Below are 23,097 nucleotides of genomic sequence, written 5' to 3' on the forward strand. Positions count from 1 at the left end.
TTACTGCGGCCGCTGCCGGTCCCAGAACTCGACCAGCGCCTTGGCCGTCTCCTCGGGCCGGTCGGTGTTCGGCGAGTGCTGGGCGCCCTCGATCACGGTCCGGTGCGCGTGCAGCCGCTCGGCCATGTCGTCGAGCAAGGGCACCGGCCAGGTGTCGTCCGTAACCCCCGACACCACATGCACCGGCAGTGCTGCGGCGGCGAGTTCGGCCACCCGGTCCGGCTCGCCCGTCAACTGCCGCCCCGTGGCGATGAGTTGGGCGGGGTTGTGCCGCAGCCAGCGTGCGCGCAGGGCCGCGCTGTCGGTGTTGGTGTCCTCGGGCGGGTCCAGTGCCTGCATGGCGTCCCAGACCTCGTCCATGGTCAGGGTGGCCAGCGCCTCCGTCAGCAGCTTCACCTTCTGCTGCTGGGCGGGCGAGACCTGGGCGGGCCCGGACGACATGAGGGTCAGCGAAGCGAACGGCTCCGGATCGATGAGCACGGCCGCGCGGGCGATCTGACCGCCGAGGGAGTGGCCGACGAGGTGTACGGGGCCGCCGACAGCTTCGGCCTGGGCGAGCACGTCCTGGGCCAACTCGCCCTGGGCGTATGCCTCTTGGCCCTCCGGGCCCTCGGACTCGTACTGCCCGAGCCCGTCGACCGCGACGACCCGGTACCCCGCCTGCGCAAGGGGCACCAGCATCGCGATGAAGTCCTCCTTGCTCCCGGTGTACCCGGGCAGCAGCAGCGCGCGACCTCCCGGCTCGCCGAGGAGGGGCCCCGCTTCGAGCGCGGCGAAGGTCCCGCGGGACGTGCGCAAAGTGAGAGCGCGGGTGCCGGGGGGCGGGGTGAAGGTGGGGGGCCTGCTCATGCGACGAGGCTAGCGCGACGGCGGCGGCGGATTCGCGAGGGCGGAGGGGGACGGGGTCGTGGGGAGTGGTGTTCGGGGCGTAAAGCGTGATTTGTCCGCGGGGCGCCGGGAAGCTTTCGGCGACCCGGGATGGCAGCCAAATCATGCAGTCCCGGACGCCGCTGCCGTAGGCCCGCCCCCGGCACGACGACAGGCCCCGCCCCAGCGCCGGTGGGTGGTGTCGACCGGTTCGCGTGGCGGAGGTTCCGGCCGGGGGTCCGGGGGCTCTCCCCGGGACAGCGCAGCATGCAGTCCCGGACGCCGCTCCCGGAGGCCCCGGCCCCCGGCACGACGACAGGCCCCGCAGCGTGCCCGCTCCCGGCATTGAGAGCGGGCCGCCGCTAGCGCCGGTGGGTGGGACGCCCGGTCCCCGAGCCGACATGCCAATGGCCCGGCCCCCTCACGGGAGACCGGGCCATCTACGGCTGGATCAGCTCTCGGACGGCGAGGCCGCAGCCGCGCGTGTCCGGCGGCGGGGCTTCTTCGGAGCCTCGGGCTCCGAAGCCTCGGCCGTCACTTCAACGGCCGCCTCGACCGGCTTCGCGGCACGAGTCCGGCGGCGGGGCTTCGCGGGAGCCTCGGCCTCCGCGACCTCCGTCACCTCGGCCGTCACCTCTGCAGGCTTCGCCGCGCGTGTCCGGCGGCGGGGCTTCGCCGGAGCCTCGGGCTCCTCTGCGGGAGCCGGAACCACCGTTGCCACCGTGGTGTCGCCCTGCGTCACCGTCACGCGGGTGCGCCGACGCCGACGCGGCGTGCGGGGTTCAGCCGCGTCAGCCGCGTCACCGGCGTCGACCGCTTCGGGCGCCGAGTCCAAAGGCGCAACCGCAGGCGCAGCTGCGGCCTCGTCCTCGGAGACCGGCGCCCCATTGCGCGTACGCCGACGCTGACGCGGCGTACGGGTGCGCGCAGGGCGCTCCTCCGTAGCAACCGGCGCAGCAGCCGCCGCCGACTTGCGACCGCGGCCGCCCGTCTCGCCGAGGTCCTCGACCTCCTCCGCACGCAGACCCGCGCGGGTGCGGTCGGCCCGGGGCAGTATGCCCTTGGTGCCGGCCGGGATGCCCAGGATCTCGAACAGGTGGGCAGACGTGGAGTACGTCTCCTCCGGCTCGTCGAACGGCAGGTCCAGCGCCTTGTTGATCAGCTTCCAGCGCGGGATGTCGTCCCAGTCGACCAGCGTGACCGCTGTACCGGACGCACCCGCGCGACCGGTGCGGCCGACGCGGTGGAGGTACGTCTTCTCGTCCTCCGGCGACTGGTAGTTGATGACATGGGTGACACCCTCGACGTCAATGCCGCGCGCGGCGACGTCGGTGCACACCAGCACATCGACCTTGCCGTTACGGAACGCACGCAGCGCCTGCTCGCGCGCGCCCTGCCCCAGGTCCCCGTGCACCGCGCCGGACGCGAAGCCGCGCTTCTCCAGCTGCTCGGCGATGTCCGCGGCGGTCCGCTTCGTACGGCAGAAGATCATCGCGAGCCCGCGGCCGTCGGCCTGCAGGATGCGGGAGACGAGCTCCGGCTTGTCCATGTTGTGCGCACGGAATACGTGCTGCGTGATGTTCGCGACGGTCGCGCCCTCGTCGTCGGGCGACGTGGCGCTGATGTGCGTCGGCTGCGACATGTAGCGACGGGCGAGGCCGATGACGGCGCCCGGCATGGTCGCCGAGAACAGCATCGTCTGACGCTTCGGCGGCAGCATGTTCATGATCTTCTCGACGTCGGGCAGGAAGCCCAGGTCGAGCATCTCGTCGGCCTCGTCGAGGACGAGCGAGCGGATGTGGGAGAGGTCGAGCTTCTTCTGCCCGGCCAGGTCCAGCAGACGCCCGGGCGTGCCGACAATCACGTCGACGCCCTTCTTGAGCGCCTCGACCTGGGGCTCGTACGCACGGCCGCCGTAGATGGCGAGAACGCGGACGTTACGGACCTTGCCGGCGGTCAGCAGGTCGTTGGTGACCTGCTGGCACAGCTCACGGGTGGGGACGACGACGAGCGCCTGCGGGGCGTCGGTCAGCTGCTCGGGCTTGGCCCGGCCGGCCTCGACGTCCGCGGGGACGGTGACGCGCTCGAGCAGCGGAAGGCCGAAGCCGAGCGTCTTGCCGGTGCCGGTCTTGGCCTGGCCGATGACGTCGCTGCCGGAGAGCGCGACGGGGAGCGTCATCTCCTGGATCGGGAAGGGGGACAGGATGCCGACGGCCTCGAGGGCTTCGGCGGTCTCGGGGAGAATCCCGAGGTCTCGGAACGTAGTCAGGGTGCTGCCTCTTCTGTGAGACGCGGCGTGACGCGAACGAAGGGGGTCGTACCGTGCCTGGTTCTCGTCCGGCCAAAAAAAATGGGCCGGGTGGCGCGGGACCACGTGCCGTCGCTCAAGCGCTCGTGCCGCTGAGGGGGCCCCTCATCTGCGGTCGTACGCTTTCGTACGCCCCGCGTGGAGGGCTGTCGGGTCGGAGCCGATCGGGCCACCGACCGGGCATCCTCATTCAAATGCGCCGCGAAATGACTGGACACTCTGCAGGCGCAATACCACTGTACCCCGGAATCGCGCATGTGTGTTGGGACGATTTCCCGGAACGGTGTGACAGCAGTGGCTGACCAGCCCCTTACGCACGGCGGGGGGCGGGCTATTGTGCGGTTCATGGAGACGCCTGACAACGCCACTGCCCCCGAAGAGACAACCAGGACCGGTATCGCGGCCCAGGACTGGGCCACGGCCTCCACCGAGCCGAATTACCGCGCCGCGGTCGTGGACCTGCTGGGCGCGCTCGCGTACGGCGAGCTGGCCGCCTTCGAACGCCTCGCCGAGGACGCCAAGCTCGCACCGACGCTCGGCGACAAGGCCGAGCTGGCGAAGATGGCGTCCGCCGAGTTCCACCACTTCGAGCAGCTGCGGGACCGGCTCACCGCGATCGACGAGGAGCCGACCGCGGCGATGGAGCCCTTCGCGAAGGCGCTGGACGACTTCCACCGCCAGACCGCGCCGTCCGACTGGCTGGAGGGTCTCGTCAAGGCGTACGTCGGCGACTCGATCGCCAGTGACTTCTACCGCGAGGTCGCGGCAGCGCTGGATTCGGACACCCGCGAGCTGGTGCTCGCCGTGCTCGACGACACGGGCCACGGGAACTTCGCGGTGGAGAAGGTGCGCGCCGCGATCGAGGCGGACCCGCGCTGCGGCGGGCGGCTCGCGCTGTGGGCACGCAGGCTCATGGGCGAGGCCCTCTCGCAGGCCCAGCGGGTGGTGGCGGAGCGGGACGCGCTCTCCACGATGCTCGTCGGCGGCGTGGCGGACGGCTTCGATCTGGCGGAGGTCGGGCGGATGTTCTCGCGGATCACCGAAGCCCACACGAAGCGGATGGCGGCGCTGGGGCTGGCGGCGTAACCCACGTAACCCGACGGCGGCATGCATCGGCGGCGTAACACCCGGAGAACGGTCGCTACGCCGCCGCTGATCGGCGGATGCGTCCGGCGGGGCGGATGAGGAGCGACAGCAGGACCGCTCCCACCGCCACCGCGCCGAACAGGGTCGCCACGACATGACCCGGGCCGAGAGCCGAGTGGGTCACGTACGCACCGAACAGGGCTCCGAGGGGGCCCGCGGCGAGCACAAGACGCCGTGAGGGCAGCCGGTCCCCGAAATGGCGGACAGCGGCCCAGGCAAGGGCGAAGCCGAGGGCAACGGAGCCGAGAGCTTCCCAGATCACGTGGTTTCCTCCCGCGCAGCCAAGGGGCAAATGGGTCGTAGCCCGTACTACCCCCGGTACGCGAAATGCAACCCTCCAAACGCCCCCCGAACGGCGGCCGGAGATGAACATACGGAATCGGCCCGGTGGGATTTCCCACCGGGCCGATTCCGTATGTGGTGTTGCTCTGTTGCTGTGCTGCCGACGCCTACAGTGCGCCGAAGCCCACCCTGCGCGTCGCCGGCTCGCCGATCTCCACGTAGGCGATGCGGTCACTGGGAACGAGGACCGTACGGCCCTTGTCGTCCTTCAGGCTGAGCAGCTGCGCCTTGCCGGCCAGCGCGTCGGATACCGCGCGCTCGACCTCCTCGGCGGACTGCCCGCTCTCCAGAACGATCTCCCGGGGCGCGTGCTGCACGCCGATCTTGACCTCCACGGCTATGTCCCTCCGACGGTCAGTGCTGCGGTGCGCGGTCAGCCGCGCCGTACGGAGCACACATTAGCCCGGTGAGGGGACCCCGAATGCTGCGACGCCGCACGCCAGAAGCGAACACGCGGTGGGAACACCCGGGAACGCTGTCAGTGCTGCTCCGTACCGTGCAGCGGGAAGCCTGCGATTCCGCGCCAGGCCAGGGACGTCAGCAGCTGAACCGCCGTGTCCCGAGGGATGGTGCTGCCACTGGAGAGCCAGTAGCGCGCGACCACCTGCGAGACGCCGCCGAGGCCGACGGCGAGCAGCATCGACTCGTCCTTGGACAGGCCGGTGTCCTCGGCGATGACCTCACTGATCGCCTCGGCGCACTGGAGCGAGACCCGGTCGACACGCTCGCGCACGGCGGGCTCGTTCGTCAGGTCCGACTCGAAGACCAGACGGAACGCGCCACCCTCGTCCTGGACGTACGCAAAATAGGCGTCCATCGTCGCGGCAACGCGCAGCTTGTTGTCGGTGGTCGACGCGAGAGCTGTGCGCACCGCCTGGAGCAGTGACTCGCAGTGCTGGTCGAGGAGGGCCAGGTAGAGCTCCAGCTTGCCCGGGAAGTGCTGGTAGAGAACGGGCTTGCTGACGCCGGCGCGCTCGGCGATGTCGTCCATCGCCGCAGCGTGGTAACCCTGCGCGACAAAGACCTCCTGTGCCGCGCCGAGGAGCTGATTACGTCGGGCACGGCGTGGCAGGCGAGTGCCCCGTGGGCGTGCCGCCTCTGTCTGCTCGGTGGCTGTCACGCCGCCTCCCATGTCTTTCAATGTCGCGGCCTTTCAACAGCACGGCCGTTCCGTGCGGGGTGTGCGCCGCGCCCGCCATCGTACTTTTGGGTAACCCGGCTGCGCGCGGTGCGGACGCAGAATTTCACGGACCGGACGGCGGCGGAAGGCTGATCAAGGGCGAATCGGAGCAGATCAGCGGTAGTCGTCCTCGTCGAGATTGACGACGCGGGCCTGTTCGGTGGCATCCGCCTCGTTCGCCGCATCACGGTCGATGCCGGTCAGAGGGGCGTCGTGGCTCTGCTGCCAGTCCGTGTGCTGCTCCGCGGCATCGGCTTCGGAGGCGTCGTCGTCGAGTTCCTCAAGATCTTCTTCTTCGAAGGTTTCCGGGTCGGTGGGATCGACGGACATCAGAACTCCCTTTCATGGTGACGCCGGGCCGGGCGCTGGGCCCTTGCTCCGAGGGTAGTTCTGTGACGGCGAACACACGATCCAGCGCGTGATCGTCTCGTAACATTGCCGCATGTCTTCGACCGAGCTGCCCGGACCCAGCGTCGCAGCCGCCGCGGTGCCAAGAGTCAGTACCGTGCGGGTCGCCGACGGAGAGAAGCTTCGTTCCGTCACTCTGCCGGGGCTGACGCTGAACATCCGCGCCCGGCCCCCGGCGCGCAGCGGACTGCCTCCCGCGCTGTACGTGCACGGGCTCGGCGGGTCTTCGCAGAACTGGTCGTCGCTGATGCCGCTCCTCGGCGAGTACGTGGACGGCGAGGCGGTCGACCTGCCCGGGTTCGGCGATTCGCCGCCGCCGGACGACGGCAATTATTCGGTCACGGCACACGCCCGGGCGTGCATCCGGCTGCTCGACGCGAGCGGCCGCGGTCCCGTGCACCTCATCGGTAACTCGCTGGGCGGCGCCGTCGTCACGCGTGTGGCCGCGGTCAGACCTGACCTGGTGCGCACGCTCACGCTCGTCTCGCCCGCCCTCCCCGAGCTGCGCGTGCAGCGCATGGCGGTGCCGACCGCGCTGCTGGCGGTGCCCGGCGTCGCCTCGCTGTTCGCCCGGCTCAGCAAGGACTGGACGGCGGAGGAGCGTACGCGCGGCGTCATGGGGCTCTGTTACGGCGATCCGGCGATGGTGGCGCCCGAGACGTTCGCCCACGCCGTCGAGGAGATGGAGCGGCGGCTGGAGCTGCCGTACTTCTGGGATGCGATGACCCGCTCGGCGCGCGGCATCGTCGATGCGTACACACTGGGCGGACAGCACGGTCTGTGGCGCCAGGCCGAGCGGGTGCTCGCGCCGACACTGCTGGTGTACGGGGGCAGGGACCAGCTCGTGTCGTACCGTATGGCGCGCAGGGCCGCGGCTGCGTTCCGGGATTCGCGGCTGCTGACCCTGCCCGACGCCGGGCACGTGGCGATGATGGAATACCCGGAGGCGGTCGCCGGCGCCTTCCGGGAACTGCTGGACGACTGCGGTAGGAGCTGATCCGGGGCGTGGGACGACATAGCCGCCGAGGACCCGCGCCCAAGGGGGCTGCCGAACGGCCCGCGATAACAGGCGAGAGAGCCGCCGCGAGGCCGGAAACGGCGGGCGGGCCCCGCAGGCGGGGAGGGGCGGAGCAGGACGCTGTCCCCGCCGCCTTTCCCGGCACCCTTCCCGTGCCTCCTCCGCAGTTCCAGCAGCAACAGCAGGTGCGCGGCGGGCACCCCGAGCAGTACGAGGGCGGCGGCGGCTGGGGAGCCGCGCCCGGGCGGTACGGCGACTGGCGCGGGGCGCCGCGCGGACCGCAGGGCGGGCCTCAGGGCGGGCAGTACGCAGGACCTCAGGGCGGCCAGTCCGGCGGACCCCCGGGTGGGCAGTACGCCGCCCCGCACGGTGGGCAGATGCCGCAGGCGCCTGGGGCGATGGCGCCCGGGCAGGGGCATCAGCCGCCCCCACAGGGGCAGTTCGGGAGCGGGGTGCGGGTACCGGGACCGCGGCAGGAATTCGTGGCGGCCTTCGACGGTCCTCGTACGGCGACCGCTGAGCGCGACGTTTTCGGCTCGGTCACCGATTGGGACACCGACGAGGCCGACGGCGGCAGGACGCCGGGCGTTCGGCGCCCCGGCCTGGACGCGGACGACGACGGCTACGGCGACGATTCCGGCTACGACCAGGATGTTTCCGCCAAAGGTGGCAAAGGGCGGGCGTTCACCGGTATCGCCGCCGCCGCGGTGACCACCGTGCTCGCCGTGGTCGTGGCCGGACAGGTCGCCCAGGGCGACAAGGACCCGGTCGCGAACCCGGCCACGGGCGACCGGAGCACCGACAGCAGCGACGCCTCGCGCTCGGACGACCGGCCGACGCCGTCGCAGGGAGCCGTGGAGGCCCCGGCGACGTACGAGCAGCTGATGGCCAGGACGTACCCGATCGACCCCAAGCTGACGGCCGACGGCAAGTTCGACGCGGTCAGCGGGTTCGACAAGGCGCCCGGCCGGGGGCAGAAGTTCTCCTACCGGGTGGATGTCGAGAAGGGGCTGAAGCTCGACGCCGGGCTCTTCGCCAAGGCCGTGCACCTCACCTTGAATGACAACCGGAGCTGGGCGCACAACGGCGCCATGACCTTCGAGCGGATCTCCTCCGGGCGGCCGGACTTCGTCATTACGCTCGCGAGCCCCGGGACCACAGGTGTGTGGTGTGCGAAGTCGGGGCTCGAAACGCTCTCCGGGAACGTCTCGTGCGACTCGGCCGCGACCGAGCGCGTCATGATCAACGCGTACCGCTGGGCGCAGGGAGCCGAGACGTTCGGCAAGGACAAGATGCTCCCGTACCGGCAGATGCTGATCAACCACGAGGTCGGCCACCGGCTCGGCCACGGGCACAAGAACTGCCAGACGCCGGGCGAGCTCGCGCCGATCATGCAGCAGCAGACCAAGTCGCTGGACATCGACGGCATCAAGTGTCGGCCCAATCCCTGGGTGTATCCCGGCAAGTGAGACGCCGTCTCACAGCCGCTTCGACCGGTACGACAAACCGTAGCCACGATCCGTAACCACCGAAACGCTCCCTAGCGCGGCAGAACGCCACCAGGGGGCGAAAGTTACGCGTGTTCACCCCTTTTGGTGGCGCGATGGACAACCGTCCGTCGTGTCCCCGGCTTGTCCGCATACGGTCGGTCCCGCTGCGAGTCGCCGTACCAACGGCGGCCGCCCACAAGGGAGATCGGGGGTGCACTCGTGCGGATCGGACTGCTGACGGAGGGTGGCTATCCGTATGCGACAGGTGAGTCCAGGCTGTGGTGCGACCGACTCGTGCGCGGGCTCGCGCAGCACGAATTCGACATCTACGCCCTGAGTCGCAGCGCAGGCCAGGAGGCGCAGGGCTGGCTCCAACTGCCGCCCCAGGTGCAGCGGGTGCGCACCGCGCCGCTCTGGATGGCGGAGGGCGACGGCAGTGCTTACGGACGGCGCGAACGGCGGCGCTTCGGCGGGCACTTCAGGGAGCTGGCCGACGCCGTCTGCGCGCCGGACGAGGCCGGCGCGGGCGAGCACTTCGCCGCCGGCCTGTACGGGCTCGCCGAACTGGCCCGCGAGCGCGGCGGTCTGCATGCCGCCCTGCGCTCCGAAGTCGCCGTGCGCGCCCTGGAATCCGCCTGCCGCGCCCCCGGCGCGAACCGCATCGTGCACGCCGCCACGGTCCCCGACTACCTGGAATTCGTCGACCTGCTGGAGCGCGCACTGCGTCCGCTCTCGCTCGACTGGTACGGCCAGGACGGCATCGGCGCGGTCGATCTGTGCCACGCCGCGTCCGGCGGTTCAGCCGCCCTGCCGGGGCTTTTGGGCAAACGCTTCTTCGGGGTTCCGCTGCTGGTCACGGAGTACGGCGTACAACTGCGCGCGCACTACCTCGCCATCGGCGACACGCCCCGCAGCGCGCCGGTACGGGCCATGCTCGCCGCCTTCCACGGCAAGCTCGCCGCCGAGGTGTACGCGCAGGCCGCCCTGATCACACCCGGCAATACGCACGCCCGGCGGTGGCAGGAACGGTGCGGCGCCGACCGCGCCAAGCTGCGTACCGTCTACCCCGGCATGGAGGCCGACCGTTTCGCGGCGGTGGGGGAGCCGGTGGGGGCGGGTAACGGCGGCGGCGATCCCCGGACCGTCGTCTGGGTCGGCCGTATCGAGCCCTCCAAGGACCTGGTCTCGCTGCTGCACGCCTTTGCCGAGGTGCGCAAGGGGGAACCGGAAGCCCGGCTCCGTATCGTCCACAACCAGCACGGTCAGGGAGCCGACGCGGCGGCGTACCTCGCGCACTGCCGGGCGCTCGCCGCCCAGCTGTTCCCCGACGAGGCGGCCGACGCGCACGCCGTGGGAGACAACCCCGTCTCCTTCGAGGAGATCGGCGGCCCCGACGTACCCGAGCTGGCCGACGCCTACGCGGCGGGCGCTGTGGTCGTCCTGTCCAGTGTCGTCGAAGGCTTCCCGATCAGCCTGGTCGAGGCGATGCTCTGCGGGCGCGCGACCGTCTCGACGGACGTGGGCGCCGTCGTCGAAGTCATCGGCGGTACGGGCCTGGTGGTCCCGCCCCGCAATCCCCGCGCCCTCGCCGACGCCTGCCTGTCGCTGCTGCGGGATCCGCAGCGGCGTGAGCGGCTGGGTGCGGCGGCGCGCGCGCGGGCGCTCGAACTGTTCACCGTCGAGCAGAATCTCGCGGCATTTCGCGGCATTTACCTGGAGCTGATCTCCCGCTGCCCGGTACGCCGCGAAGCCCTCGACGAGGCCGGCGACCCGCTGCTTTTCGCCCACCCGGCGGAGGCGCATGTGCCGGGGCGCTGGGCGGGTGGCGGGAACGGCTGGAGCGGCTTGGGCGGCGGGAGCGGCCTGAGCGGTGGGAACGGCGGCGGATCCGGGCCGCCGAGCTGGGCTGCGGCTGCTGCTGGGGTCGAGCCGGTGGGCGCGGGGTCGGTGTCAGGGGCGGGGGCCGGGTCGGGGTCGGGGTCGAGGGCGGAATCACGGTCGGGGGAAGGCGATGCCTGAATCCGGAACATCCGCCGATGGCCGCAAGGCAGGCCTGACGTCGGTGCGGCGCGGGTCGGCCGACCCTGTGCGGGCCCTGATGCACCGGCACCGCGCGCTCTGCGAGCGGGCCGTCGATCCGCTGGAGATCGCCGCCGGGCTCGAAGCGCACGGGGTGACCGACAGGACCGCGGCGCGTTTCCGGCACCGGGACGTCTTCAGCCTCGCCGAGGAGCTCTACGCACGGGTTCCGCGTCTGGGGGACGACGGTCAGGTCGCGGCGGCCGCCGAGCCCCCCGCGCGCGAGGAGCTGCCGCGCGCGGGCTGGATCGCGTACGCGCTGCTTCCGGGCGTCGTTTGCGCCCTCACCGTCGCGGGGCTGGACATGGCGACGGGTCAGGTGCGGCTCGCCGTGGGTGTGCTGGGGGCGCTCGCCGTCGCCGGTGCGCTCGCGCTCTGCCTGCGCAACGGGCCCTTGCGCGCTCCGGGGCGTACGGCCCCCGCCGCGCGCCTGTGGGCGCTCTGGCTCATCGGGTACGCCGTCTTCGGCGACGGGCTGCTCGGCGAGATCGTCGACGGGGGCCCTGGCGGTGCGCACGACGGTGGCCTCGGCGCGGCCTACGACGGCGGCCCCATCGCTGCGCACGACGGCGGCCAGGGCACGACCTATGACGGCGGCCTCGGCGCGGCCCAGGACGGCGGTCCCGGTGCTGCGCACGACGGTGACCTCAGCTCGGCCCACGACGGCGGCTCTGGGGCCAGTTCCGGCGCCACCCACGGCTGGGCCTCCGGCGGCCCCTGGTCGATGGCTACGGTGCCGTTCCTGGGGCTCGCCGCGGCCCTGGCCCCCGCCGCCTGGTGCGCGCACCTCCTGTCCGTACAGGCGCGTCGCAAACTCGCCGCAAGCCGCGGCACCGAGGAGTTCGCGGAAGCGGCCAGGCCCCTCCTGCTCGGTGTCACCGCACTCTTCGTGTGTGTGCTCCTGGCCCTCCAGGTGGCTGTCGGCATCGCGGCGGGCGGCAACGGCCGGGTGGCGGCCTCCGCCGTCGCCCTCGGAGCGCTCCTCTTCCTCGCCCGGCTGCTCACCGTCCACGGTTTCCCCGAGTCCGCCTCGGCCGGGCTCGCGGCAGCAACTGCCGTACAGATCACCGCACTTGCGGCCGTACTCGCCGCTCGCCTGCCCGGCTTCGGCTTACTCGCCAGGCCCGTCGAGGCCGTTGTCCAGGCGGGAGGCGCGGGAGCCGTGCCCGCTGTCGCCTGCGCCGCGGCGGCGCTCGGCCTGCTAGTCCACGCAACTGCGGCCCTCTCCCGTGCCTCCGCCCACGCGGCCCGGCACGACTGAGCCGCCACCTCCGTCCCGCGGAGCCGACGCCGCGGGTGCATCCGCAGCACTCACCGCAACATCCCTGAAGGAGAACGTGACATGACCCCCCAACCCCCAGCCCCAGCCGGTCGGCACCGAGGGGACGCGCGATGAGGGTGCTGCTGCTCGGTGCCAATGGATACCTCGGCCGGTTCGTCGCCGACCGGCTGCTCGCCGACCCGGCCGTGCAGCTCACGGCCCTCGGACGGGGCGACGACGCCGACGTACGGTTCGACCTCGCCACCGGGAGCCCCGGCGCGCTGACCCGCTTCCTGGACGCGGTCCACCCCGGCGTCGTCGTCAACTGCGCCGGCGCCACCCGCGGCGGCGCCCGTGACCTGACCCGCCACAACACCGTCGCCGTCGCGACCGTCTGCGAGGCCCTGCGCCGCAGTGGCTGCGGGGCACGGCTCGTACAGCTCGGGTGTGCCGCCGAGTACGGGCCCTCGCAGCCCGGGTCGTCCACCGCCGAGGACGCCGTGCCGCGCCCCGGCGGCCCGTACGGCGTCAGCAAGCTCGCGGCCACCGAGCTGGTGCTCGGCTCCGGCCTCGACGCCGTCGTCCTGCGCGTCTTCTCACCGGTCGGCCCCGGCACCCCGGCGGGCTCGCCGCTCGGCCGGCTCGCCGAGGCGATGCGGCGTGCGATGCAGTCGGGGGACGGTGAGCTCAAGCTCAGCGGCCTCGGAGTGCAGCGCGACTTCGTCGACGTGAGGGACGTGGCGCGCGCCGTGCACGCCGCCTCCCTCTCCGCCGCCCAGGGGGTCGTCAACATCGGCACCGGCCGCGCGGTGCGGCTGCGCGACGCCGCCGCGGTCCTGGCCAGGGTCGCGGGCTACGGAGGCACCCTCCACGAGCTCGACGCCCCCTCCGGATACGGCGCGGGGAGCGCGGCAGCGGCGGCGCGCAACGGCGGGGTGGGCGGCGCACTCGCTTCGGTGGGCGCCCCCAGGGGCGAGATGCCGGCGGAGCACCTGGGCGGCCCTCCGTTCCCGTACCCGGACGGCTGCGGCAGCTGGCAGCAGGCCGATGTGCGCACCGCGCGCGACCGGCTCGGCTGGCGCCCCAGGATCAACCTGGAGGAGTCGCTCGCCGACATCTGGATGGAGGCGGCATGCCGCATCTGACCAGGAGGGGCACGCTGCAGGCCGCGACCGCAGCGGACCGGATGGGCGTCGGCGTCCCGGGGTACGCCCATCCCCTCGTCGCCCCCGTCGAGTGGGCCGAACTCACCCGACCCGGAGCACCCCTGCACTGGACGGTGCTCAACGTCGCGAACGGCCCCGGCGCCCGCCCCGACCCGCACTGCCTGGAGGCGGCAGGCCGCCTGCGCAACGCGGGCGTGAGGGTTCTGGGGCGGCTCGACGTGGCGTACGGCGCGCGGACCTTCGCCGAGCTCATCTCGGACGGGCACCGCTTCCGTGACTGGTACCGGGTCGACGGTTTCTATCTTGACCGGTGCCCGGTGGAGGGGGCGGACCTCCCCGGCGTCCGGCGTCTCGCCTCGACGCTGTCCGGGCTGGCCGACGACGGCGCGCACCTGGTCCTGGGGCAGGGCACGCACCCGCACCCCGGGTACGCGGAAATCGCCCATCAGCTGGTGACTTTCTCGGGGCCCTGGGCCGATTACCGCTGGTCGCAGGTGGCCGAGTGGACCGCAGACCATCCGCCGGAGCGTTTCTGCCATCTGGTGCACGGACTCCCGCGTACACACCTGGACGAGGCCGTACGTATCGCCCGCTGGCAGGGCGCCGGGACGGTCTTCCTCACCGACCGGAGCGACCGGGACGGACAAAACGACCCATATGAGGCACTGCCCGGGTACTGGGACGAAATCGTCTCGCGGATCGGACCGGGTGTCTCGGAATGAGAAGGGGCGTGGCAGTGTTACGCGGAGAACAACCCGTACTGTTTGACCGACCTACGGAGTCCCCGTGTCGCTGCCACCCCTGGTCGAGCCCGCTGCCGAGCTCACTGTCGACGAGGTTCGCAGGTACTCCCGCCACCTGATCATCCCCGATGTCGGGATGGACGGGCAGAAGCGGCTGAAGAACGCCAAGGTGCTCGCCGTGGGCGCCGGCGGCCTGGGTTCGCCCGCGCTGATGTACCTCGCGGCGGCCGGCGTCGGCACCCTCGGCATCGTGGAGTTCGACGAGGTCGACGAGTCGAACCTGCAGCGCCAGATCATTCACAGCCAGGCCGACATCGGCCGCTCGAAGGCCGAGTCCGCCCGTGACTCCGTCCTCGGCATCAACCCCTACGTGAATGTGGTCCTTCACGAAGAGCGGCTCGAAGCCGAGAACGTGATGGAGATCTTCTCCCAGTACGACCTGATCGTCGACGGCACGGACAACTTCGCGACCCGTTACCTGGTCAACGACGCGTGTGTGCTGCTCAACAAGCCGTACGTCTGGGGCTCGATCTACCGCTTCGACGGCCAGGCGTCCGTCTTCTGGTCCGAGCACGGCCCCTGCTACCGCTGCCTCTACCCGGAGCCCCCGCCGCCGGGCATGGTCCCGTCGTGCGCCGAGGGCGGCGTGCTGGGTGTGCTCTGCGCGTCCATCGGGTCGATCCAGGTCAACGAGGCGATCAAGCTCCTCGCCGGTATCGGTGAGCCGCTGGTCGGCCGACTGATGATCTACGACGCCCTGGAGATGCAGTACCGCCAGGTCAAGGTCCGCAAGGACCCCGACTGCGCGGTCTGCGGCGAGAACCCGACCGTCACCGAGCTCATCGACTACGAGGCCTTCTGCGGCGTCGTGTCCGAGGAGGCCCAGGAGGCGGCGCTCGGCTCGACCATCACTCCCAAGCAGCTCAAGGAGTGGATCGACGCCGACGAGAAGATCGAGATCATCGACGTCCGGGAGCAGAACGAGTACGAGATCGTCTCGATCCCCGGCGCCCGGCTGATCCCGAAGAACGAGTTCCTGATGGGCAAGGCACTCGAGGGCATGCCCCAGGACAAGCGCATCGTCCTGCACTGCAAGACGGGTGTCCGCAGTGCGGAGGTCCTCGCAGTGCTCAAGTCCGCGGGCTTCGCGGACGCGGTGCACGTCGGCGGCGGCGTGATCGGGTGGGTCAACCAGATCGAGCCCGAGAAGCCGATCTACTAAAGCTCGTCAGTACGTAACGCACGAAGGGGCCGCCCCGCACATCATGTGCGGGGCGGCCCCTTCCGCTTGCGTCAGCGTCCCCGTGACAAGGGTCCCTGTGCCAGCAGTTCCGCCACCCGTTCGAGGGCCGCGGGCGCCAGGTTGCGGCGCAGTGCCTCGACGAGCTCCTCCGGCGTGCCCCGGCTGTCCAGGGTGATTACGCCGTAATCGCGCCGCCGTGCCTGCTGCCGTGCCTTGGGTACGGGTGCGGCCGGCGCGGCCCCCGGGAGCTGCTGTTCGTCGCGCGGCTGCCGCGCGATGCGGCGCGCGTCCTCGACCGACACGCGGCCGTCGGCCAGCGCCTCCTGGAGATCCTCGCGGAGCCTCATCAGCGACAGCCGCTGCGAGACGAACCCCTGCGTCTTGCCGATCCGGGCGGCCACCTGCCGCTGCGAGTAGCCGTACGAGGTGATCAGGCCCTGGATGGCCCGGGCCTGTTCGAGCTCGGTGAGGTCGTCGCGCTGGACGTTCTCGATGAGCGCGTCCTCGTCGGTGCGGGTCGCGTCCTCCCGTACCAGCACCGGCACTTCGCGCAGCCCGGCGAGCTTTGCCGCCGCCAGTCGGCGGTGGCCGTGCAGTACGACGTACGGGGCGTTGCCCACCGCGGCCTCGTGCTGCGGATGCGCGCCGAGGAACGCGGCGCGCGAGACGACGCCGAGGGCCTGGAGCACGCCGCGCTCGCGCAGCGTCTCGGCCAGGCCGTCGAGGTCGCGCAGCTCGTGGCGCGGGTTGTCGGGGTTTTCGGCGAGGTCCGCGAGCGGGACGGTCAGCTGGTACGTGTCCCGCTCGGCGTGCGACGCGGTCGCTCCCGGGGTGAGCAGCGTGGCGAGGTCGGTGCGGCGGCCCATCAGCGGGCCCCCGCCTTCTTCGGCGTACGCGGCTTCGTATGAGGCTTGGTGCGCGGCGCCCGCCTGGGCTTGGCCGGGGCCGGGATGACGGCGAGCCCGACCTCCAGTGCCAGGCGGAAGAAGTCCTCGCGGGCCTGGAGTGCGACGCGGTTCGCGCCGTACTGCGTGACGACGAGGCCGTCGGCCGATGCGCGGGTGTGCAGCTTGTAGTGGCGTACGACGGTGCGCGCGAGGGGCCAGCCCTGCGCCTCGACGAACGCCCGGGTCTGGTCCAGATCCGCCTTGCCGTCGCGCGGGTCCCAGTTGTTGATGACCACCCGGAACGGCAGCCCGCGCGGCTTCACGACCCGCTCGATGGTGCGCTGGGTCGGCTGGAAGCCGAGCGGCTCGGGCTCGATCGGCACGATCACGTCGTGCGCGCTGTCGAGGACGGCGCGCAGCGCGTCCGCCGCCGACCCCTTCCCCAGGGGGTCCTCGCCGTCCGATTCCGCCAGGTCGAGCCAGCCGGGCGTATCGACGAAGACGTGCTGGGCGGAGGGGATGCGGGGGAGGGCGGCGAGCCCGGCGAGGTCGTCATGGGCCTGCACGAAGTCGAACGGCAGCCCGTCGCCGACCCGTTCCGACCACCACACGGCGGAGCCCTGCGGGTCGATCGAGACGGCGACGACGGGCGGCCGCTCGCCTTCGGGCCCGGCGCCGAGCACATCGGCGGTGACGGCGGCGAGGTTGACGGCGAGCGTGGATTTACCCACGCCGCCCTTCTGATTGAGGATCACATGTACGTGGGCCACGACCACTCTCCCTGATTCACGCAAATCCGACATTCGGGATTTGTGGTCACTGTGACAGTGGAGCGCGGGCGCGCGTCGTACACACGCCGTGGGGCTACGGACTGATGAGCGGATGGAGTTACGAGCAGGTGGTCCCGTCCGCCGGAACCTTGCCGTCCAGGAAGTACGGATTGACCGCTCGGGCTATGCAGGAGTTGCCCGTCAGGTACGCACCGTGGTCCTCGCCCTGGTACGTGATCTGTACGCCGACGCCCTTGCCCAGCTCGTCGACCATCCGCAGCGATCCTTCGTACGGCGTGGCCGGGTCGCCCGTGCCACCGATGACCAGGATCGGGTCGGCGCCCTGGGCGCCGACCTCGGGCGTCTCGTGTTCGCCGTCGACCGGCCAGGAGGCGCACCATCCGGCCAGGTCCCACGCCAGGTACGGGCCGAACACGGGCGAGACCTTCTTGAAGTCGGCCAGGTGTGTCTTCCTGACCTCGGCGCCGCTCACGCGCCCCTTGGCGTCGGCGCAGGAGATGGCGCGCTGTGCGTGGTGATCGGTGCTGTAATGCCCTTCCTGGTCACGGTTGTTGTACGACTCGGCGAGCGCCAGCAGCGTCGTGCCGTCGCCGTTCTCGGCCTCCCGCAGGCCCTTGGTCAGCATGGGCCAGCTGTCCTCGCCGTAGAGCGTTTGGAGGATGCCAGTGACCGCCAGGCTCTGGGTGAGCGGGCGGCCGCTGCGGGTCGTCAGCCGCTTCTTGTCGAGCCGGTCGAGCAGCCGCGCGACGCGCGCGGTGCCCGCCTCGGGGGTGGTGCCGGTGCTCTTGAAGTAGTTGTCGAGGGCGCGCTGGAAGCCCAGGGTCTGATTGCGCGAGTGGTGGACGAAGTCCGCCGACGGGTCGACGACCGCGTCCAGTGCCATGCGCCCGACGTTCTTGGGGAACAGGTGGGCGTACGTCCCGCCGAGCTCTGTTCCGTAGGAGAAGCCGAAGTAGTTCAGCTTTTTGTCGCCGAGGACCTGGCGGATCAGGTCCATGTCGCGGGCGGCGCTGCTCGTGCCGACGTACGGCAGGACCTTGCCTGAGCGCTTGAGGCAGCCCGCGCCGAAGGCTGCGGAGTCGTCGAGGTAGGCCTTCTCCTCGGCGGGGGTGTCGGGGGTGGAGTCCAGCAGGTACGAGGCATCGGCCTGCCGGTCGTTCTGGCAGACGACGGCGGAGCTCTCGGCGACGCCGCGTGGGTCGAAGCTGACCACGTCGTACCGCTCGTGCAGGGCCGTGAAGGCGGTGGTGAAGCCGGGCAGTCCGGCCACGCCCGAGCCGCCGGGCCCGCCGAAGTTGAACAGGAGCGAGCCGAGGCGCCGGTCGCTGTCGGTGGCCTTCGAGCGGATCAGGGCGATGCCCATCGTCTCGCCGTCCGGCTTGCTGTAGTCCAGCGGCGCGGTGAGCGTGGCGCACTGCCACTGGCTGCCGGGGGCCTGGGCCCCGCTGCCCCTCGCCTTGCGGGGCGCGGCGCACCGCTTCCAGTCGAGCTGCTGGCCGGTCAGCGCTGCCGGGAGGGCGGGCTGTGCGCCGCCTTCACTGCCCGCGTCCTTGGAGGAGGACCCCTTGGGCGGGGAGGCCGGGGTGGAGGAGGCAGACGGGGGCGATCCGGCGTCCGGGGAACCGCTGCCGCAGCCGGCGGCTGCTCCCGCCGTCAGGAGCGCAGCCGCCGCCAGGGCACCTGCTCGTACCAAACTCGCCATCATGGCCCCCCGCAAGCGCCCAGTGTGCGAACGATTCGAATCACTCGAAAACAGATTCGCCATCCTAGGCGGCCCTACTGACACACGGTTCCGGCGGCCGGGACCTTGCCCTCCAGCAGGTACGCGTTCACGGCGCCCTGTACGCACGCGTCGCCGCTGTTGTACGCGCCGTGCCCCTCGCCCCTGTACGTCAGCTCGATGCCGACGCCCTTGCCCAGCTCTTCGGCCATCTTCCGGGCGCCCGCGTAGGGGGTCGCCGGGTCCCCGGTGTTGCCGATCACGAGGATGGGGGCCGAGCCGGGCGCGCTCACGTCGGGGGTGTCCCACTCGCCGTCCACCGGCCACTGCGAGCAGCCCAGCAGGCCCCAGCCGAGGAAGTCGCCGAAGACGGGGGAGACCTTGCGGAACTCGGGGAGCGTCGCCTTGGTCTGCTCGAGGTCGTAACGTGCCTTGTAATCCACGCAGTTGATGGAGGCGTTCGCCGCACCGATGTTGCTGTACGAGCCGTCGGGGCTGCGGCCGTTCATGGAGTCGGAGAGGGTGAGGAGCAGCTCGCCGTTGCCGCCGTCCGCCTCGTCGAGGCCCTGTTCCAGGTACTGCCAGTAGTCCTTGGAGTACAGAGTCTGGAGGATTCCGTTGGCGGCGTGGGACTGCGTCAGCCGGCGTTCACCGATGCCCTTGACGGGCTTCTTGTCGAGCCTCTTGATGAGGTCCGCGATGAACTCCTCGATCTCCTTCACCGTGCGGCCGGGCAGCGTGCATTCCTCGCCCCGGTCGACGCAGTCCTGGGCGAAGTTGTCGAGGGCGAGCTGGAAGCCCCTGGCCTGGCCGAGCGAGCCCTGCTCGGAGGGCTGGGTGGGGTCGACGACGGCGTCGAAGACCGCCCTGCCGACTCTCTTGGGGAACAAGTGGGCGTAGACGCCGCCCAGTTCGGTGCCGTACGAGATGCCGAAGTAGTACAGCTTGTCGTCGCCGAGGACCTGGCGCATCAGGTCCAGGTCGCGCGCGGCATTGGTGGTTCCGACGTACGGGAGCTCGTCGCCCGAGTTCTCCTCGCACGCGGAGGCGTACTCCGCGAGGCTCTCGGTGAAGGTCTTCTCCTCGGCGGCGTCGTCCGGGGTGCTGTCCTGGGCGTAGTACTCGTCGAGCTGCTCGTCGTCGTGGCACTCGACGCCGACGCTGCGGCCGACTCCGCGCGGGTCGAAACTGACCAGGTCGTAGCGGGAGCGCAGCTTCTCGTAGTTGGCGGCCAGGGAGGGCAGGCCGGTCACGCCGGAGCCGCCGGGGCCGCCGAAGTTGAAGATGAGGGAGCCGATGCGGTTCTTGGTGTCGCGGGCCTTGACGCGGATGAGTGCCAGCTCGATCGTTTCGCCGTCCGGCTTCGCGTAGTCGCGCGGGACGTTCATGAAGGAGCACTGCCACTTGCTGCCGCCGGGGAGGGGCGAGGGTGCGTCGCCGCCGCCCTCCGCGGCGGACGGGGCAGGGCAGTCGTTCCAGTCCAGCTTCTGGCCGGCGAGGTCCTGCTCCGCTCCGTCCCCGTCTCCGTCCTTGTCGCCGTTGTCGGAGCATCCGGCGAGGGACAGGAGGACGGCGGCGGTGAAGGCGGCCGTCGCGCGCAGGACGGGGGAGGTGGCCATGGATCCATCGTGCGACGGGGCAAGGGAGCGTGCCGCTCCGGGAGCGCCATACGGGGCGCGCCCGGTTTGGTGCGAAGCGACTAGAGCTGGCCCCTGCGCGTCAGGTGGTTGAAGAACAGCCAGCCGGGCAGCACCGGAAGCCAGAACGTCAGCAGCCGGTACAGCAGGACGGCCGACGTCGCGATCGTGTACGGCAGGCCCGCGAATGTCAGAGCCGTAATGAGCGCGGTCTCGACCGCGCCGACACCGCCGGGTGTCGGCACCGCAGAACCGATCGCGTTGGCGGTCAGGAAGACCACCGCGATGGTGGCGTAGCTCAGCCGGGCGTCGCTGTCGAAGGCACGGATCGATGCGTCCAGGCACATCACGAACGCCGCGGTGAGCAGCACCATCCCGCCGATACCGGTGACCAGCTTCTGCGGCCGCTGGAGTACGTCGAGCATGCGCGGCACCACACCCGCGAACAACGACCGGACCCGCGTCACCACGAACTTGCGCAGGAACGGCACGGCCGTCACCACCAGCGCCAGCACGGCCGCCGTCAGCAGTCCGGCGATCACTGTCCGGGACGGGGTGAGCGTGGGGGTGTGTTCCGTGCCCGTCACATAACCGAAGATCATCAGCAGCGAGATGTGGCTGGCCAGACCGAAGAGCTGCGAGGCTCCGACACTTGCCACCGCGAGCCCGGGGCGTACGCCGGCGCGCTGCAGGAAACGGGTGTTGAGTGCCACACCGCCGACCGCCGCCGGCGCGACCAGCTTCACGAAGGACCCTGCCACCTGTGCCTTGACGGTGCGCCAGAACGGCACCTTCTCGGGCACGAAGCCCAGCAGGCTCATTGCCGCGGCCGGATAGCTCAGCGCGGAGAACAGCACGGCCATCGCGGCCCAGCCCCACTGTGCATCCGCGACCGTCTCGCTGATGGAGTTGTCCACCAGCGTCGAGATCAGGAAGTACGCGGCGAACGCACCGGCGATGACGCTGACGAGCGTGCGCGGCTTGATGCGTTCGAGGCGGGCAGGCTCCACCGGCGCTTGGGGGCGGATGAGCAGCACCTGGTGACGGATCTGCGTCAGCAGGTCCTCCTCCCGTGCCTCTTCCAGCGCCTCGTCGATGGCCCCCTTCTCGGCCTTCTTCTCCGCCCGTACGGCCTTCCGGCCATTGGCGGCGGCCGTGGCCTCGTCGCCCGCCGACGCGCCCGACCTGGCCACCTTGGCGGCGTGCGACGCCTCGAGCACCGCCTCGCGCTCGCGCTTCGACCGCTCGCGCGCCAGCTTGCGCAGGGTCGCGCGGGTGGAGCGGCTGAGCGCGATCGACTGGAGCAGGGGCAGGCTGTCGGCGACCGCTTCGGGGCCGAGTACGTCGACGGCGGCGGCCACCGCGCGTTCGGCGCCCACGCGGAGCCCGAGCGTGGTGAGCAGCTGGGCGATGTCCATGCGCAGGACGACGTCGCCCGCGGCGATCTCGCCGCCGCGCAGATCGGTGAGGATCACCCTGCCGGAACGATCCACCAGGATCGCGTCGCCGACCAGCCTGCGGTGGGCGATACGTCGCGACTGGAGCGCCTTCGCCTGGCGCCAGGAGCCGCGCAGCAGCTCGTCGGTGATCTCTTCGTCGGGGAGCGAGTCCAGCGAGTGTCCGCCCAGGTGCTCGTACACGAGCATCACGGCGTCGGGTCCGAGTTCGGAGGTCGCGATCAGCTTCGGGGCATTGGCCCCGGCGGCGATCGCGGCGTACGCCAGCAGCGCCTCCTGTTCGAGGGCCTGGCGCAGGGACTGGATCGAGCGGCGCTGGGTGATGCCGCGCAGCGTCACCTGGCGCCACACGCGGTAGAAGAAGCCCTGCGCCTGCTGCTCGCGGTCCACGACGGTGACGTCCAGGGGCGGGCCGTCCTCCAGGGTGACGAGATACCGGCGTCCGCGGTCGCCCTGCTCGGCCGAGTCGGGGACGTCCTCGGCGCGCATCGCGGTGACGGGGCGGAACCCGACGTGCCGCAGACCCGCGAGGAGGGTCTGCCCGGTGGGCCGTACGTTCGGGGAGCCGACGGCGTAGAGCGTGCCGTACGCGACGGTCCAGCCGATCAGTACCGTGACGATGATCGAGAACGGCGTGGTCTGGCCGCCGACGAGCACGGCGAAGGAGTTGAGCAGCAGGACCGCCCACAGCGCCACGCGCCAGCGCGGCCTGCGGGCCATGCCGACCGCCGTCATGTAGGCGATGACGGGCGCGAGATAGCCGTGCACAGGGTCGGTCAGGTCGCCGCTCGTCGTGGTCCGGGTGAGGGCGTCCGTGATCGTGTCGGGGGCGGCCTCGGAGACCCACAGGTCGGTGGCCAGGGCCACCCCATGGGCGAGTACGGCCGCGAGTACGCCGTCCGCGATCCGCAGCCCGTCGCGCTTGATCAGCCGCTCGATCGCGAAGGCGACCGGCAGGATCAGTATGGCGATGCTGGAGATGAGCCCTGCCAGCTTTGTGAAGACGTCTGGGGTCTGTCCCGTGCCCTTGGTGATGTCCTCTTCGAGGCCGGACGTGGTGCCGTGCGCGAAGGCCGCGATGGCGAGTACGCAGACGATTCCGAGGATGCCGACGAGGAGACGTACCAGGTCGGAGGGCCGGTGCACGCGCGCGGCGAGCAGCGGCTCGTCACCGGAGACCCGGTCGATGTGGCTCGCGCCCGGACCGCACTGAGGGTCCGGAGCGGGCGCGTCGGAGCGCGGCTCGGCGCCAGGGGTGCCCGCCGGGGAAGGCTGCACGCCCTGCTCCTTCGTCGTTTCTTCTTGATCTCGTATCACCTGTCACCGCCCGGATGATGGTGGCATGACCAGATGA

18 protein-coding genes and 2 pseudogenes are annotated in these 23,097 nt (G+C 71.2%); 9 read left to right on the plus strand and 11 right to left on the minus strand.

The annotated features are described in order from the left end of the window. Complete coding sequence (locus J7I98_RS10025; RefSeq protein WP_214920272.1) at nt 1–849, minus strand: alpha/beta fold hydrolase; 849 nt, start codon at nt 847–849, stop codon at nt 1–3. Between the two features lie 469 nt (nt 850–1,318). Next, nucleotides 1,319–3,046 (minus strand): DEAD/DEAH box helicase, encoded by a 1,728-nt coding sequence (locus J7I98_RS10030; protein WP_251020393.1) that lies wholly within the window; start codon nt 3,044–3,046, stop codon nt 1,319–1,321. A gap of 474 nt (nt 3,047–3,520) precedes the next feature. Here J7I98_RS10030 and J7I98_RS10035 point away from each other — a divergent pair, with 474 nt between their 5' ends. Continuing rightward, entirely contained in the window at nt 3,521–4,261 is a 741-nt protein-coding gene (locus J7I98_RS10035) for a ferritin-like fold-containing protein (protein ID WP_214920273.1), read from the plus strand. A gap of 55 nt (nt 4,262–4,316) precedes the next feature. Here J7I98_RS10035 and J7I98_RS10040 read toward each other — a convergent pair whose 3' ends face one another. The 4 genes from J7I98_RS10040 to J7I98_RS10055 form a co-directional block, all read right to left on the minus strand. After that, nucleotides 4,317–4,583 carry a hypothetical protein gene (locus J7I98_RS10040; protein ID WP_214920274.1) on the minus strand — a complete coding sequence of 89 codons (267 nt, stop codon included), beginning with the start codon at nt 4,581–4,583 and terminating at the stop codon, nt 4,317–4,319. Between the two features lie 187 nt (nt 4,584–4,770). Further along, nucleotides 4,771–4,998 carry a DUF3107 domain-containing protein gene (locus J7I98_RS10045; protein ID WP_214920275.1) on the minus strand — a complete coding sequence of 76 codons (228 nt, stop codon included), beginning with the start codon at nt 4,996–4,998 and terminating at the stop codon, nt 4,771–4,773. 143 nt (nt 4,999–5,141) lie between these two features. After that, nucleotides 5,142–5,783 (minus strand): TetR/AcrR family transcriptional regulator, encoded by a 642-nt coding sequence (locus tag J7I98_RS10050; RefSeq protein WP_214920276.1) that lies wholly within the window; start codon nt 5,781–5,783, stop codon nt 5,142–5,144. 174 nt (nt 5,784–5,957) lie between these two features. Continuing rightward, nucleotides 5,958–6,173 carry a hypothetical protein gene (locus J7I98_RS10055; RefSeq protein WP_214920277.1) on the minus strand — a complete coding sequence of 72 codons (216 nt, stop codon included), beginning with the start codon at nt 6,171–6,173 and terminating at the stop codon, nt 5,958–5,960. A gap of 112 nt (nt 6,174–6,285) precedes the next feature. On the opposite strand from J7I98_RS10055, the gene J7I98_RS10060 reads away from it, so the two are divergent. From J7I98_RS10060 to moeZ, 8 genes and pseudogenes are all read left to right on the plus strand, one after another. Then, complete coding sequence (locus tag J7I98_RS10060; RefSeq protein ID WP_214920278.1) at nt 6,286–7,248, plus strand: alpha/beta fold hydrolase; 963 nt, start codon at nt 6,286–6,288, stop codon at nt 7,246–7,248. A 173-nt stretch (nt 7,249–7,421) separates the two neighbouring features. Beyond that, nucleotides 7,422–8,738, plus strand: a complete 1,317-nt coding sequence (locus J7I98_RS10065; protein WP_374225100.1) for a DUF3152 domain-containing protein — start codon at nt 7,422–7,424, stop codon at nt 8,736–8,738. A gap of 240 nt (nt 8,739–8,978) precedes the next feature. Beyond that, the gene (locus tag J7I98_RS10070) at nt 8,979–10,778 is read left to right on the plus strand and encodes a DUF3492 domain-containing protein (RefSeq protein WP_214920280.1); all 1,800 of its coding nucleotides are present in this window, start codon (nt 8,979–8,981) and stop codon (nt 10,776–10,778) included. Continuing rightward, the gene (locus J7I98_RS10075; protein ID WP_214920281.1) at nt 10,771–12,099 is read left to right on the plus strand and encodes a hypothetical protein; all 1,329 of its coding nucleotides are present in this window, start codon (nt 10,771–10,773) and stop codon (nt 12,097–12,099) included. The genes J7I98_RS10070 and J7I98_RS10075 overlap by 8 nt, the downstream gene beginning before the upstream one ends. Before the next feature lie 131 nt (nt 12,100–12,230). After that, nucleotides 12,231–12,987, plus strand: a pseudogene (locus J7I98_RS10080) (NAD-dependent epimerase/dehydratase family protein); the annotation flags it as partial. A 68-nt stretch (nt 12,988–13,055) separates the two neighbouring features. Then, nucleotides 13,056–13,244, plus strand: a pseudogene (locus J7I98_RS42870) (reductase); the annotation flags it as partial. Beyond that, entirely contained in the window at nt 13,232–13,987 is a 756-nt protein-coding gene (locus tag J7I98_RS10085) for a spherulation-specific family 4 protein (RefSeq protein ID WP_214920283.1), read from the plus strand. The pseudogene J7I98_RS42870 and the gene J7I98_RS10085, both read left to right, overlap by 13 nt. A 64-nt stretch (nt 13,988–14,051) precedes the next feature. Next, nucleotides 14,052–15,230 (plus strand): adenylyltransferase/sulfurtransferase MoeZ, encoded by a 1,179-nt coding sequence (moeZ, locus tag J7I98_RS10090; protein ID WP_214920284.1) that lies wholly within the window; start codon nt 14,052–14,054, stop codon nt 15,228–15,230. 71 nt (nt 15,231–15,301) lie between these two features. On the opposite strand, the gene J7I98_RS10095 is transcribed toward moeZ, so the two are convergent. The 5 genes from J7I98_RS10095 to J7I98_RS10115 all read right to left on the minus strand — a co-directional run bounded on the left by J7I98_RS10095 (nt 15,302) and on the right by J7I98_RS10115 (nt 23,060). Beyond that, complete coding sequence (locus J7I98_RS10095) at nt 15,302–16,117, minus strand: ParB/RepB/Spo0J family partition protein (protein ID WP_214920285.1); 816 nt, start codon at nt 16,115–16,117, stop codon at nt 15,302–15,304. Then, nucleotides 16,117–16,908 (minus strand): ParA family protein, encoded by a 792-nt coding sequence (locus tag J7I98_RS10100; RefSeq protein ID WP_214920286.1) that lies wholly within the window; start codon nt 16,906–16,908, stop codon nt 16,117–16,119. The genes J7I98_RS10095 and J7I98_RS10100 overlap by 1 nt, the downstream gene beginning before the upstream one ends. A 118-nt stretch (nt 16,909–17,026) precedes the next feature. Next, nucleotides 17,027–18,631, minus strand: coding sequence for an alpha/beta hydrolase (locus tag J7I98_RS10105; protein WP_214920377.1), 1,605 nt, complete (start codon nt 18,629–18,631; stop codon nt 17,027–17,029). A gap of 74 nt (nt 18,632–18,705) precedes the next feature. After that, nucleotides 18,706–20,268, minus strand: coding sequence for an alpha/beta hydrolase (locus J7I98_RS10110; RefSeq protein ID WP_214920287.1), 1,563 nt, complete (start codon nt 20,266–20,268; stop codon nt 18,706–18,708). An 80-nt stretch (nt 20,269–20,348) separates the two neighbouring features. Further along, nucleotides 20,349–23,060, minus strand: coding sequence for a lysylphosphatidylglycerol synthase transmembrane domain-containing protein (locus tag J7I98_RS10115; protein WP_214920288.1), 2,712 nt, complete (start codon nt 23,058–23,060; stop codon nt 20,349–20,351). Between the last annotated feature and the right edge of the window lie 37 nt (nt 23,061–23,097).

Origin of the sequence: Streptomyces sp. ISL-98 (genome assembly GCF_018614055.1) — a bacterium.
GTDB classification, from domain to species: Bacteria; Actinomycetota; Actinomycetes; order Streptomycetales; family Streptomycetaceae; genus Streptomyces; species Streptomyces spiramyceticus.

Excerpts from the sequence above, each read along its gene's own strand:
- J7I98_RS10025 (WP_214920272.1), bottom strand. The coding sequence starts at position 849 with ATGAGCAGGCCCCCCACCTTCACCCCGCCCCCCGGCACCCGCGCTCTC.
- J7I98_RS10030 (WP_251020393.1), bottom strand. The coding sequence starts at position 3,046 with ATGACGCTCCCCGTCGCGCTCTCCGGCAGCGACGTCATCGGCCAGGCC.
- J7I98_RS10035 (WP_214920273.1), top strand. The coding sequence starts at position 3,521 with ATGGAGACGCCTGACAACGCCACTGCCCCCGAAGAGACAACCAGGACC.
- J7I98_RS10055 (WP_214920277.1), bottom strand. The coding sequence starts at position 6,173 with ATGTCCGTCGATCCCACCGACCCGGAAACCTTCGAAGAAGAAGATCTT.
- J7I98_RS10060 (WP_214920278.1), top strand. The coding sequence starts at position 6,286 with ATGTCTTCGACCGAGCTGCCCGGACCCAGCGTCGCAGCCGCCGCGGTG.
- J7I98_RS10075 (WP_214920281.1), top strand. The coding sequence starts at position 10,771 with ATGCCTGAATCCGGAACATCCGCCGATGGCCGCAAGGCAGGCCTGACG.
- J7I98_RS10085 (WP_214920283.1), top strand. The coding sequence starts at position 13,232 with ATGCCGCATCTGACCAGGAGGGGCACGCTGCAGGCCGCGACCGCAGCG.
- J7I98_RS10095 (WP_214920285.1), bottom strand. The coding sequence starts at position 16,117 with ATGGGCCGCCGCACCGACCTCGCCACGCTGCTCACCCCGGGAGCGACC.
- J7I98_RS10105 (WP_214920377.1), bottom strand. The coding sequence starts at position 18,631 with ATGGCGAGTTTGGTACGAGCAGGTGCCCTGGCGGCGGCTGCGCTCCTG.
- J7I98_RS10110 (WP_214920287.1), bottom strand. The coding sequence starts at position 20,268 with ATGGCCACCTCCCCCGTCCTGCGCGCGACGGCCGCCTTCACCGCCGCC.